The sequence below is a fragment of the Streptomyces hyaluromycini genome, assembly GCF_002217755.1.
Classification (GTDB): domain Bacteria; phylum Actinomycetota; class Actinomycetes; order Streptomycetales; family Streptomycetaceae; genus Streptomyces; species Streptomyces hyaluromycini.
The window spans coordinates 1-13,003 of the sequence record NZ_BCFL01000032.1 but is presented as its reverse complement, the minus strand read 5'-3'; the positions used below and the strand labels follow the sequence as shown (position 1 = coordinate 13,003).

The 13,003-nt window shown below is 70.4% G+C and carries 10 protein-coding genes; 6 read left to right on the top strand and 4 right to left on the bottom strand.

All coding sequences use genetic code 11. The features are described 5' to 3' along the window. Positions 1–9: 9 nt before the first annotated feature. The 6 genes from SSP29_RS42770 (at position 10) to SSP29_RS42745 (ending at position 7,660) form a co-directional block, all read left to right on the top strand. Positions 10–795 carry a GntR family transcriptional regulator gene (locus tag SSP29_RS42770; protein WP_089106372.1) on the top strand — a complete coding sequence of 262 codons (786 nt, stop codon included), beginning with the start codon at positions 10–12 and terminating at the stop codon, positions 793–795. 320 nt (positions 796–1,115) lie between these two features. After that, entirely contained in the window at positions 1,116–2,429 is a 1,314-nt protein-coding gene (locus SSP29_RS42765) for an ABC transporter substrate-binding protein (RefSeq protein WP_089106371.1), read from the top strand. An 8-nt stretch (positions 2,430–2,437) separates the two neighbouring features. Continuing rightward, a complete protein-coding gene (locus SSP29_RS42760) occupies positions 2,438–3,418 on the top strand; it encodes a carbohydrate ABC transporter permease (RefSeq protein WP_089106370.1) in 981 nt (326 codons plus the stop codon). Beyond that, positions 3,415–4,305 (top strand): carbohydrate ABC transporter permease, encoded by an 891-nt coding sequence (locus SSP29_RS42755; RefSeq protein ID WP_089106369.1) that lies wholly within the window; start codon positions 3,415–3,417, stop codon positions 4,303–4,305. The genes SSP29_RS42760 and SSP29_RS42755 overlap by 4 nt, the downstream gene beginning before the upstream one ends. A 26-nt stretch (positions 4,306–4,331) precedes the next feature. Beyond that, positions 4,332–5,654 carry a glycoside hydrolase family 36 protein gene (locus SSP29_RS42750; RefSeq protein ID WP_089106368.1) on the top strand — a complete coding sequence of 441 codons (1,323 nt, stop codon included), beginning with the start codon at positions 4,332–4,334 and terminating at the stop codon, positions 5,652–5,654. Then, a complete protein-coding gene (locus SSP29_RS42745) occupies positions 5,651–7,660 on the top strand; it encodes a beta-galactosidase (RefSeq protein ID WP_089106367.1) in 2,010 nt (669 codons plus the stop codon). Before SSP29_RS42750 ends, SSP29_RS42745 begins: the two co-directional genes overlap by 4 nt. On the opposite strand, the gene SSP29_RS42740 is transcribed toward SSP29_RS42745, so the two are convergent. The 4 genes from SSP29_RS42740 to SSP29_RS42725 all read right to left on the bottom strand — a co-directional run bounded on the left by SSP29_RS42740 (position 7,654) and on the right by SSP29_RS42725 (position 12,844). Next, a complete protein-coding gene (locus SSP29_RS42740; RefSeq protein WP_089106366.1) occupies positions 7,654–8,640 on the bottom strand; it encodes an aldo/keto reductase in 987 nt (328 codons plus the stop codon). The two genes, SSP29_RS42745 and SSP29_RS42740, sit on opposite strands and share 7 nt — an antisense overlap. A gap of 74 nt (positions 8,641–8,714) precedes the next feature. After that, on the bottom strand, positions 8,715–9,383 hold the full coding sequence (locus tag SSP29_RS42735; protein ID WP_089106365.1) for an NUDIX domain-containing protein: 669 nt from the start codon (positions 9,381–9,383) through the stop codon (positions 8,715–8,717). 212 nt (positions 9,384–9,595) lie between these two features. Then, on the bottom strand, positions 9,596–11,362 hold the full coding sequence (locus SSP29_RS42730) for an ABC transporter ATP-binding protein (RefSeq protein ID WP_245883517.1): 1,767 nt from the start codon (positions 11,360–11,362) through the stop codon (positions 9,596–9,598). A gap of 261 nt (positions 11,363–11,623) precedes the next feature. Then, positions 11,624–12,844 (bottom strand): ROK family transcriptional regulator, encoded by a 1,221-nt coding sequence (locus SSP29_RS42725; RefSeq protein WP_245883516.1) that lies wholly within the window; start codon positions 12,842–12,844, stop codon positions 11,624–11,626. Positions 12,845–13,003: the final 159 nt, after the last annotated feature.

The window sequence follows — 13,003 nt, the reverse complement described above, 5'->3', positions numbered from 1 at the left end:
GGTGTCCCGGTGGCCCGTACCGGTGATTCCACCCGCACCGCGACCGTCTCGGCACTCGACGCCCTGGACTTCGCCCTGGACCGCGGCAGTCCGGTGCCGCTCTACTACCAGCTCGCCCAGCAGCTGGAGGAGGCCATCGAGCACGGAGTGCTCGCCCCGGGCAACCTCCTGGGCAACGAGATCGACCTGTCGGTGCGGCTCGGGCTGTCCCGGCCCACGGTCCGCCAGGCCATCCAGTCCCTCGTCGACAAGGGCCTCCTCGTGCGCCGCCGGGGCGTGGGGACCCAGGTGGTGCACAGCCAGGTCAAGCGGCCGCTGGAGCTGAGCAGCCTCTACGACGACCTGGAGTCGGCCGGGCAGGGCCCGACCACCCGGGTGCTGCGCAACGAGCGGATCCCGGCGAGTGCCGAGGTGGCCGCCGCGCTCGGGCTCGCGGAGGGCGCGGAGGTGGTCGTCCTGGAGCGGCTGCGCTGCACACACGGCCAGCCGGTGGCGTTCCTGTGCAACTACCTGCCCGCCGCCCTGCTCGAACTCGACACCGAGCGGCTGGAGACGACCGGCCTGTACCGGATGATGCGCACGGCGGGCATCACCCTGCACAGCGCCCGGCAGACGGTGGGCGCCCGCAGCGCCACCGCCGAGGAGGCCGTCCGGCTCGACGAGAAGGAGGGCGCCGCCCTGCTCACCATGCGGCGCACGGCCTACGACGACACCGGGCGGCCGGTGGAGTACGGCAGCCATGTCTACCGGGCGTCCCGGTACGCCTTCGACTTCCAGCTGCTCGTACGGCCGTAGAACATGCCGTGCCGGGCCGGTTGCTGCGGGTTTAACCGCTGGTCCCGCCACCCGAAACCAACACGCCCGCACACGAGCCCCCACGGAGTTTGTCCCATGGGGGCTCCGTCGTACCGCTTTGTTCAACAAACCGCCAGGCGACCATGTCGATTACGTTTCGGGCAAGAGACGGGCGAGAGAGACGCAGGCTATTGACGCATGAGCGGACAAGCGGCTGTTATTGCGCCCACGATGTTCGGCCGAGTTGGTTTCTGATCGGTTTCGGGACCTTTCGAAGATCAACTCTTCCCCTTGCCGAACCCTGTTACTCAGGAGCCGCCATGCGCATCTCCCCGTCCGGTCTTCACGTGCCGGGTCCGAGCCGCCGTAACGTCATCCGCGGTGCCGGTTCGGCCGCGCTGCTCGCCGGTGCCGGCATACCCCTGCTCTCCGCGTGCGGCGGCAGCGGCAGTTCGTCGGACCCCAAGACCGTCAGTGTCGGCTCCAACGACTCCGACGCCGTGCCGAAGAAGGCGTACGCGGCTGTGTACGCGGCCTTCCAGAAGCAGTCCGGCATCACCGCCAAGGTGAACACGAAGGACCACAACACCTTCCAGGAGCAGATCAACTCGTATCTGCAGGGCACCCCGGACGACGCGTTCAAGTGGTTCGCCGGCTACCGCATGCAGTTCTTCGCGGCCAAGGGCCTCGCCTCCCCGATCGACGACGTGTGGCAGAAGATCGGGGACAACTTCCCCGACGCGATGAAGAAGCTCAGCAAGGGCGCGGACGGCAAGTACTACTTCGTGCCGATGACCACGTACCCCTGGGCGGTCTTCTACCGCAAGAGCGTCTTCCAGGCGAAGGGCTACACGGTCCCCACCACCTGGGACGAACTGGTCGCCCTGTGCAAGCAGATGAAGAAGGACAACCTGGTCCCGATCGCCTTCGGCGACAAGGACGCCTGGCCGGCGATGGGCACCTTCGACCAGATCAACTTCCGCCTCAACGGCTACGACTTCCACGTCGACCTGATGGCGGGCAAGGCGGAGTGGACCGACCCCAAGGTGAAGGACGTCTTCGACCACTGGGCCGAGCTCCTCCCCTACCACCAGGACGGCTTCATGGGCCGCACCTGGCAGGACGCCGCCCAGACCCTGGTGTCGAAGAAGGCCGGCATGTACCTCCTGGGCACCTTCGTGGCCCAGCAGTTCACCAACAAGGCCGACCTGGACGACCTCGACTTCTTCGCCTTCCCGGAGATCAACTCCGCGTACGGCCAGGACACCGTGGAGGCGCCCACCGACGGCTTCATGGTCTCCAAGTCCCCGAAGAACCACGACGGTGTCGTCAAGCTCCTGGAGTACCTGGGCTCCCCGGCGGCCGAGGAGCTCTACCTCAAGGGCGACCCGAGCGTGGTGGCCGCCTCCAGCAAGGCCAGCACCTCGGCGTACTCGACCCTGCAGAAGAAGGCGTTCGACATGATCGGCGCCGCCAAGAGCCTCACCCAGTTCATGGACCGCGACTCCCGCCCGGACTTCACCTCCACGGTGATGCAGCCCGGTCTGCAGAAGTTCCTGCAGAACCCCAAGGGGATCGACAGCCTGCTCTCGTCCATCGAGCGCCAGAAGAAGACGATCTTCGCGTCCGAGTGAGTGCCCGAATGTCGACTGACACCCCCACGAAGTCCCAGGAGGCGGCCGCCGTGCCGCCTCCTGGGCGCGCGTCCGAGAACAAGCGGATCCGGCAGGGCCACAGGCGCCTGCTGACCCGCCGCGACCGGATCACCCTCGCCTTCATGGCGGGCGTGCCGACGGTCCTCCATGTCCTCCTGGTCTGGGTGACCGCCCTGGCCTCTATCCTCCTCGCCTTCACCTCCTGGGACGGCATCGGCTTCGACTCCATCAAGTGGGTCGGGCTCGACAACTTCCACCAACTCTTCACCGACAACCCGCAGTTCTGGCCGGCCGTCCAGCACAACGTCATCTGGTTCGTCGTCCTCATCCTGATCCCGACCCCGTTCGGCCTGTTCCTGGCCGTGCAGCTGGACAAGAAGATCAGGTTCAGCCGGGTCTACCAGACCGCGTTCTTCCTCCCGGTCGTCATCTCCCTGGCCTGCATCGGGTTCGTCTGGCAGCTGATCTACAACCCGGACACGGGCCTGATCAACAGCCTCATCGGCGCCAACAAGCCGGGCCACTACATCGACTGGATCGGTGACCCGAACCTCAACCTGTGGGCGGTCCTGGTCGCCGCGTCCTGGCGGCACACCGGGTACATGATGATCCTGTACCTGGCCGGCCTGAAGAGCGTCGACCCGTCGCTGCGGGAGGCCTCGGCGCTGGACGGCGCCAACGAGTGGCAGACGTTCAAGAACGTCATCTTCCCGACGCTGCGGCCGACCAACACCATCGTCCTGGTCGTGACCATCATCGAGGCGCTGCGCGCCTTCGACCTGGTCTTCGTCTTCAACAAGGGCGCCCAGGGCACCGAGTTGCTCTCCATCCTGGTGACCAACAACATCATCGGCGAGTCCAGCCGCATCGGTTACGGCTCGGCGATCGCGGTGGTGCTGCTGTTCATCTCCCTGATCGTGATCATTCCCTATCTGATCGCGACCTTCCGGAAGGAGCGGAGCGCATGAGCACCCTGAGCAGCGCGCTGCCCAAGCAGCGCAACCCGATCCGCCCGGCCCGTGTCCTGCTGCACGTGTTCCTGGCCGGCACGGCCCTGGCGTGGCTCGCCCCGCTGCTGTGGGCGGTCTTCTCGGCCATGCGCCCGTACAGCGAGACCAGCAACCGCGGTTACGTGTCCTGGCCGCACACGCTGAACTTCGACAACTTCAAGAACGCGTTCGAGCAGTCGGACATGACCCACTACTTCATGAACACGCTGGTCATCGCGGTCCCGGCCGTGCTGCTCACGCTGTTCCTGTCGTCGATGGTCGCGTTCTACGTCGCCCGCTTCGACTTCCGGGTCAACCTCTTCCTGCTGCTGGTCTTCACGGCCGGCAACCTGCTGCCGCAGCAGGTCATCATCACCCCGCTGTACCGGATGTACCTGCTGACGAACCTGCCGGGCATCACCGCGAGCGGCAAGCTCTACGACTCGGCGCTCGGCCTGGTGCTGATCCATGTGGCGTTCCAGTCCGGGTTCTGTGCGTTCGTGCTCAGCAACTACATGCGTTCGCTGCCGCACGAGCTGACCGAGGCCGCGCTGGTGGACGGCGCGTCGGTGTGGCGGCTGTACTGGCAGGTCACGCTGCCGCTGTGCAGGCCGGCGATGGCGGCCCTGGCGACCCTGTTGTCGATCTGGATCTACAACGACTTCTTCTGGGCGCTGGTGCTGATCTCGACCGGGGAGAACATGCCGATCACCTCGGCGCTGAACAACCTCTCCGGCCAGTACTTCACCGACCCGAACCTGGTCGCCGCCGGTTCCCTGCTCACCGCGATCCCGACGCTGCTCGTGTACTTCGCGCTCCAGAAGCAGTTCGTCAGCGGTCTGACCCTGGGCTCCGCCAAGGGCTGATCCGGCCCCGTCCGAAAGAGAACCTCGTGCACAACCCGTTCACCCCGGTCGCCTCCGTGGCCGTGGACACGCGCACCGCCCGTGTCCACGAGGAGGGCTGGCAGTCCTGGTCGCCGAGCGGCGCCTACGCCCTCGGCGCGGCCCCGTACCGCCCGACGAACGACAACTGGGCGACCGTGTGTTACCGCCCCGGCCGCAGCGTGCCCGCCGGGGCTTTCCAGGGCGAGGGCCTGCTGGCGCTCGACCCGGGCGACGGCTCGCCGGTGCGGCTCTGGGCGGCGGCCGACCCGCTGCACGAGGTGCCTTCGGTCCGGCTGACCGTCGCGGCCGGGGTCGCGGAGGTCGAGGCCGACGGCCCGGTCAAGGAGTGGACCGGCACGGGCATCCAGTCCGTGCTGGCCGACTGGGCCGACGCCCTGGCCGTGCCGGCGCCCCGCCCCGCGCCCACCGTCTGGTGCTCCTGGTACGAGTACTTCACGGCCGTCACCGAGGACGACATTCACGAGAACCTGCGCGCGATGGACACCCTCGACCTGCCGATCGACGTGGTGCAGATCGACGACGGCTACCAGAGCGCCCTGGGCGACTGGCTGACCCTCTCCGGCCGCTTCCGCTCCCGGCGGGGCATCGCGGACGCCATCCGCGCCCGCGGCCGCCGGGCGGGCATCTGGACGGCACCCTTCCTGGTCGACCCGGCGAGCGCGCTGGCCGAGACCTACCCGGACTGGCTGGTCCGCGACCTGGACGGCAACCCGCTGCACGCGGGTCGCAACTGGGGTCACGACCTGTACGTCCTGGACACCACCCACCCGGCCGCCGCGGCCTACCTCACCGACGTCTTCGCGACGCTGCGCGCCGAGGGCTACGACTACTTCAAGACCGACTTCCTCTACGCGGGCGCCCTGGAGGGGGTACGGCACTCGGGCGCGGACCCGCTCACGGCGTACCGGCTGGGCATCGGCCTGATCCGGGAGGCGATCGGCGCGGACGCCTACCTGCTCGGCTGCGGCGCGCCGGTCCTGCCCTCGATCGGCCTGTTCGACGCGATGCGGGTCAGCCCGGACACGGCTCCGCACCGCCGCCCCGAGGCCGACGACTTCAGCCAACCGGGCCAGGACCCGGCCGAGTTCACCGGGGCCGGCCGCCAGTGGCAGCACAACCGCCTCTGGGTCAACGACCCCGACTGCCTGATGGCCCGCCCCGCCGTGGAGACCCGTGCGCGCTGGGCGGCGCACGTGGCGGCCGTCGGCGGCCTGGTCGCCTCCAGCGACCGGCTGCTCTCCCTCGACCAGTGGGGCGTGGAGACGACCCGCCGCCTTCTCACCGGAGTTAACGGAGTCAACCGATGAGCGACCGCACCCTCTCCGTCCCCGGCATCGTCTACGGCGGCGACTACAACCCCGAGCAGTGGCCCGAGGAGGTGTGGGCCGAGGACGTCCGCCTGATGCGCGAGGCGGGCGTGAACATGGTCAGCGTCGGCATCTTCTCGTGGGCGCTGATGGAGCCCTCCGAGGGCGTCTACGACTTCTCGCGGATGGACCGGATCCTCGGCCTCCTCCACGAGAACGGCATCGCCGCCGACCTCGCCACCCCCACGGCCGCCCCGCCGGCCTGGTTCTTCCGCGCCCACCCCGAGGCGCTCCCGGTGGACCACGACGGCCGCACCCTGTCGTACGGCAGCCGGCAGACGTTCTGCCCGAGCAGCCCCGCCTACCGCGCGGCCGCGCTGCGCATCGCGGGCGCGATCGCCGACCGGTACGCGAGCCACCCGGCCGTGAAGATGTGGCACGTCCACAACGAGTACGGCTGCCACAACGCCGCCTGCTACTGCGACACCAGCGCGGAGTCCTTCCGCCGCTGGCTGCGGGCCCGGTACGGCGACGACCTGGCCGCCCTCAACCACGCCTGGGGCACCACCTTCTGGAGCCAGTGGTACTACGACTGGGACGAGGTCCTGCCGCCCCGGGCGACCGGCGCCGTCCCCAACCCGACGCACCAGCTGGACTGGCGGCGGTTCTGCTCGGACGAACTGCTGTCGCTGTACACGGCGGAGCGGGACGTGCTCCGGGCGGCGGCCCCCGCGATCCCCGCCACCACCAACTTCATGGTGATGTACAACTTCGACGCCCTCGACTACTGGCGCTGGGCACCGGAGCTGGACGTGGTGGCCAACGACCACTACCTGATGTCGGCCGACCCGGAGTCGCAGATCGACGTCGCGCTGAGCGGCGACCTGATGCGGTCGCTGGCGGGCGGGCCGTGGCTGCTGATGGAGCACTCGACGGGCGCCGTCAACTGGCAGCCCGTCAACAGAGCCAAGGCGGCGGGCGAGTTGCGCCGCAACGCGCTCGCGCATGTGGCGCACGGCGCGGACGGCATCTGCTACTTCCAGTGGCGGGCGGCGAAGGCGGGTGCCGAGCAGTGGCACTCGGCGATGCTGCCGCACGCGGGGACCGACAGCCAGATCTGGCGGGACGTGGTCCGGCTGGGCGCCGATCTCAAGGCACTTGCCGAGGTGCGCGGCAGCACCGGCACCGCCGAGGTGGCCGTCGTCTGGGACTGGGACGCCCGCTGGGCCGTGGAGCTGCCCTCGCAGCCGAGCGAGCAGCTGCGCTACCTGGACGTCGTCCGCGCCTGGTACGAGCCGCTGTGGCGGGCGGGCGTGGCGGTGGACTTCGTCCGCCCGGACGCGGACCTGTCGGCGTACAAGGTCGTCCTGGCCCCGAGCCTGTACCTGGTGGACGACACGGGTGTGGCGAACCTGACCGCCTTCGCGGAGGCCGGCGGCAGCCTGGCCGTCGGCTTCCACAGCGGCGCCGTGGACGAGAACTGCCATGTGCGGCTGGGTGGTTACCCGGGCGCCTTCCGCGAGCTGCTGGGCGTGCGCACCGACGAGCTGTTCCCGCTGCTGCCCGAGGAGCGGGTGACGCTGAGCGAGGGCAGCACCGGCTCGCTCTGGTCGGAGCGGGTGGGGCTGGCCGGCGCGACGGCGGTGACGTCGTACGCCGACGGGCCGCTGGCCGGGGTACCGGCGGTGACCCGGCACGGCTACGGCTCGGGCACCGCCTGGTACGTGGCGACGCTGCCGGACGCGGAGACCCTGGCGGGGCTGCTGGGCCGGATCCGCGCCGAGGCAGGCGTGGCAGCGGGCCGCACCGCCCCGGCGGGCGTGGAGGTCGTGGTCCGGCGCGGTGCGGACGCGGACTACGTGTTCGTGATCGACCACACCGGCGAGGGCGCCGAACTCCCGGTCGCGGCGGGGTCGGTGGAGCTGCTGTCCGGCAAGCCCGCCGACGGCACGGTCACCGTGGCGCCGGGCGAGATCGCCGTCGTACGGGAGCCTCGCGGTCAGTGAGCCGCGTCCAGGCGGGCCCGCTGGCCGGGCGTGAGCTCCAGGTCCACGGCGGCGAGGTTCTCCTCCAGCTGGGCCACGGACGACACCCCGGCCAGCGGGACGACCGGCAGCGGCCCGCCCAGCAGCCAGGCCAGCACCACCTGGTTCAGGGTCGCCCCGGTCTCCCGGGCCACCTCGCCCAGCACGGCGAGGCGGGCCCGGGTGCCGGGGTGGCCGAAATCGGCGGGCAGCGTTTTGCCGGGCTGGGTGTAGGCGCCCTTGAGCAGCGGTGAGTAGGCGACCAGGGTGAGGCCCGGCTCCGCGCGCAGGTAGCTGCGGAGCTGGGCGTCGGTACCGCCGAGGCTGCCGTCCGGGAACAGGTCGCCGGGGATGTCGGTGCGCGGGCGCAGATAGCTGTGCTGGTACTGGAGCACCTCGTAGCCGGGCAGGCCGGCCGCGGCGGCGAGGGCACGGGCGCGTTCCAGCCGCCAGACGGCGTGGTTGCTGGCGCCGAGCAGGCCGACGGTGCCGTCCTCGACGAGCGCGGCGAACCCCTCGACGGTCTCGCGGAGCGGGACGGCGGGGTCCTCTATGTGGGCGTACAACAGGTCGAGCTTCTCGACGCCGAGGCGTTCGCGGCTGCGCTCGGCCGACTCCCGGATCACCTTCGCGGACAGGCCCTCGGGGTTGTCGGTGTAGCTCGTGCCGGGGGCGAGGGGGCGGGCGCCGAGCTTGGTGGCGATGACGATCCCGTCGCCGATCCCGCGGCTGCGCCGCCAGCGGCCGAGCAGTTCCTCGCTCTGGCCGCCCTGGCTCCCGTCCTCCCAGAAGGCGTAGTTGTCGGACGTGTCGATGAAGTTCCCGCCGGCCTCGACATAGCGGTCGAGGACGGCGAAGGAGGTCTGCTCGTCGGTGCGGGACCCGAACAGCATGGCGCCGAGCGCGAGGACGCTCACCTCGCGGCGGGTGCTCGGGTCGGTGCCGATGGTGCGGTACTTCATGCCGTCTCCTCCGTCCGCGCACCCGGGGGTCCGGGTGCACGGTGGTGAGTCTTCGGCTTGGAGTGCTCTTGAAGTCAAGGGCGCCCGGCGAACGGTCCGTCCAGGGCCGCCCACTGCAGCAGCATGATCGTCTTCGCGTCGGCGATCTCGCCCGTCCGGATCATCTCCAGGGCGCGCCGGAAGGGGAGTTCGAGGATCTCGATGTCCTCGCCCTCCTCGTCCAGGCCGCCGCCCTCGTGGGTGCGGGTCGAGGGGCCGTAGGCGGCCGCGTAGAAGGAGATCCGTTCGGTGACCGAGCCCGGGCTCATGTAGACGTCGAAGACGTGCTCGACCTCGCCGACGGTGTGGCCGGTCTCCTCGACGACCTCCCGGCGGACCGCGTGCTCCGGGTGCTCGGCCTCGTCGTCCAGGAGGCCCGCCGGGGTCTCGACCAGCATGCCGTCGGGGTGGCCGTTGACATACACCGGGAAGCGGAACTGGCGGGTGAGCAGGACGGTTTCGCGTTCGGTGTCGTAGAGGAGGAGCGTGGCGCCGTTGCCGCGGTCGTGGGTCTCGCGTTCCTCGGTGTGCCAGGTGCCGTCGGCATGCTGGAGGTCGAAGGTGGTGGCCCGCTCGACGTACCAGTGACTGGACAGGAGCCTCACCTCCCGGACCTTCACACGCGGGTTGCCGGTCAGATCGAGACCGGCACGGTCGAGACCGGTACGGCCCCGGCGGTCGGGGGTGTCGATCCCGGCGGTCATCGGGTGCCGGCCGGGCGGACGGGGGCGATCAGGTGACTCATGATCACCTGTCTACCACCCGCCCACGTCCGGCAGACGCCTTCCGAGCCGACCGAGCAAAGTCGGCCACGGTTCGGCAGCGCGCCCCAAAGGGGCGCGGGGAACTGCGCGACCAGCCACGACGATGCCGCAGCCAACCGACAACCCGCCCCCCGGCTCCTCCAGCGAAGCGCCTAGTGCACTTCGGCCGGCCGAGGCCCCTCGTCCAGGAACCCGCCCGACTGGTGCTGCCACAGCTTGGCGTAGGCGCCCTCCGCGGCGAGCAGTTCGTGGTGGGTGCCCTGCTCGACGATCCGGCCGCGGTCCAGGACCACGAGCCGGTCCATGGAGGCGACCGTACTCAGTCGGTGGGCCACCACCAGCGCCGTCCGGCCCTCCATGAGCCGCCACAGCGCCTCCTGGACCAGGATCTCGCTCTCGGAGTCCAGCGCGCTGGTCGCCTCGTCCAGGAGCAGGATCGGGGCGTCCCGCAGGATCGCCCGGGCCAGGGCGACCCGCTGGCGCTGGCCGCCGGAGAGCTTGACCCCGCGCTCCCCCACCATCGTGTCGAACCCGTCCGGCAGCGCGTCGGCGAACTCCGTGACGTGCGCGGCCTCGGCGGCCACCCGGATCTCGGCGTCGGTGGCGTCCGGCCGGGCGAAGGCGATGTTGTCCCGCAGGGTGCGGTGGAACATCGCCGGGTCCTGCGGGACGTAGGCGATCTGGCTGCGCAGGTCGGCCTGGCGCAGCCGGCTGATGTCCTGGCCGCCGATCATGATCCGGCCGGCGTCGATGTCGGTCATCCGCAGCAGCAGCCGGGTGAGCGTGGTCTTGCCGCCGCCCGACCGGCCGACGAACCCGAACTTCGACCCGCTGGGCACGTCCAGTTCGAGCCCCTCGAACAGCGGCCTCGCACCCGCGTGGGTGAAGGAGACCTTCTCGAAGCGGACGCCGGCGGCCCGCGGCGCGAGCGGTTCCGGAGCCTCCGGGTCGTTCACGGTCGGCGGCTCCAGGAGCAGTTCGGTGAACTGGGCCGCCTCCGTCATGGAGCTCTCCATGCGCCGGTAGATCTGGTTGAACTCGAACATGATCCGGGTCGCGTTGGTGTAGTAGGTGAAGGCGACCACGACCGCCTCCACGTTGTGCCCGCCGCCCGCGAGCGCCACCGCGAGCAGCAGGCCCACCGCGTTGGTCGCCACGGACATCGGCGCGACGAACGTGTCGATGCGCAGGTTGCCGTAGTCCCAGGAGCGCAGGGTGCGCCGCCGCGACTCGGCGACCCGCGACCGGTGTTCGGCGGCCTCCCGCTTCTCGGCGGCGAACGCCCGGACCGTGTCCATGTTCATCAGGCTGTCGGCGACATGCCCCGACACCCGGGCGATGGCCTCCTCACGCCGGTCGACCAGCCGCTGCCGGTGGCGGATCAGCGGGAACACGCAGACCGCCGTCACCGCGATCATCGCCAGGAGCGCGACGACGAGCAGCGGCTGGTAGCGCCAGAGCACCACCGAGCCGAACGCCAGCGGCACGAAGCTGCCGACGATGTTGAAGGTCAGCGTGTCGCCGAACTCCTCGAAGCGGGTGGCGAAGCTCAGCACCCGCTTGGTGAGCGACCCCGCGAAGTTGTCGTGGAAGAACGCGGCGTCCTTCGCGAACAGTTCGTCCATGCCGATGACGTACAACTGCTCGATACCGAGTGCGTCCACTCGGTTCAGGCAGTGCAGACCGATCCGCCAGAACGCCTCCGCCAGCAGCAGGACACCGGCGAAGCCGAGGACGTACGGCAGTGTGGCGCCGACGCCCAGGCCGTGGCCGTCGGCGATCCGGCCGACCAGCTTGGCCACGACCAGCGGGGCCAGGTAGTTGATTCCGATGTTGCCGAGCGCCGGCAGCAGCAACGCGGGCACGGTGAGCCGCTTGAGCCGGGCCAACTCCCGTCCGTAGTACCGAAGCGCGAGCATGACGGCGCCCTTGCGGGGTCCCGTCGCAGGTAAATCGACAGAGGATGTCATCTCAACCCTGTGTAGTCGTCGTACGGCATGCCGAGTCGGCCGCCGCATGGTCCGCGACGGCCTGGAATCGGCAGGTCAGGAAAGGGAAGTCTCCCGCGACGACGGCCGCTCGGTCCACGTGTTTTTTCGTCGACGACTACGGAGCGAACACGCGGTCGACCGAAGGGGGCCGTATCCGGGTGGTCCGGTACGGCCCGGCCGGCTCGGGGCTCAGCCCAGCAGCAGCGACCTGGGCTGGGCGGAGAGCGCCTGGTCGAGGACGAGGGAGGCGGCGCCCACGGCGGCGACGTTCTCGCCGAGGGTGGTGGAGACGACCGTCGTCGGGTGGGTCGCCTTCACGAACGGGGAGCGGGCGACCATCGGTTCGATGACGCGCAGCAGCCGGTCGGCGAGCAGCTTCCAGGTCGGCCCGCCGAACACGATGGTGTCGACGTCCAGAAGGGTGGCCGCCGCGCACACCCCGCGGCCGATCCGGATCGCGAGGCGCTCGATGATGCCGTCCGCCTGTGCGTCGCCCGCGGCGGCGAGCTCCGCGAGCCGCTCCAGACCGCGCTGGGCGTCGGCCGGGTTGGTCACCGTGTACTCGGCGCCGAGCACGCCCAGGGCGACGCCTTCCTCGACGAGTGTCTTCGTCGAGGAGGCGGCGCCCAGGCCGCCGACCTCGCCCGCGTTCCCGGAGACGCCGCGCAGCACGGTGTCCTCCACCACCAGGCCCATGCCGGAGCCGGTGCCGAGGTAGAAGAAGAGCAGGTTGCGGCTGTCGGTGGCCGCTCCGGTCCAGCGTTCGGCGACCACGGCGGCCGTGACGTCCTTGTCGAGCAGCGCCGGGAACCCGGTCGCCTCGCTGAGCCTGTCGCGCAGCGGGTAGCGGCCCCAGCCGGGCAGCTCGGGCGGGTCCACGACCCAGCCGGCGTCCGCGTCGATGGGACCGGGCGCGGCGATGCCGAGGCCGAGCACCCGCTCACGGTCGGCGCCCGACTCGGCGACGATCGCGGAGACCGAGGCCGCCATGTCCGCGGCGATCGCGTCGGTGTCGCCGCCGCTCGGCGTCACCACGCTGCGCTGGGCGACCACGGTGCCGAGCAGGTCCACCAGGACGCAGGTGATGACCGCCGGGTCGAGGTGCACCCCCACCGCGTACCGGGCCGCGGGGACGATTTCGAGCAGGGTGCGGGGCTTTCCGCTGCCGGTGCTCTGCTTGCCCGACTCCCGTGCGATGCCCTGGTCGAGCAGCCGCCGGGTGATGTTCGAGACGGTCTGCGCGGACAGCCCGGTGGCCTGGGCGAGTTCCACCCGGCTCAGGCCGGTGGGGTGCCGGCGGATGGCGTCCAGGATCACGGACTCGTTGAAGTCACCGAGGCGCGGCAGGTTGGTACCGCGCCGGATGGTGGGCTGCCCGGTGCTCGCCGTGCTCCCCGTCGTGCTGGTCAACGTGCTTCTCCCTGCCTCGGCCGGCGGCATCCCGCGTCCGCTCCTCCGACGCATTCAGTTGGTGGAATGTTAGGGCCTGTCTGACAATTCCCGTCTGCCTCGCGACGCCATGCACGCACCTGACGCCGCGAGGCCGCCCTCCGGGCGACGACGGGAATG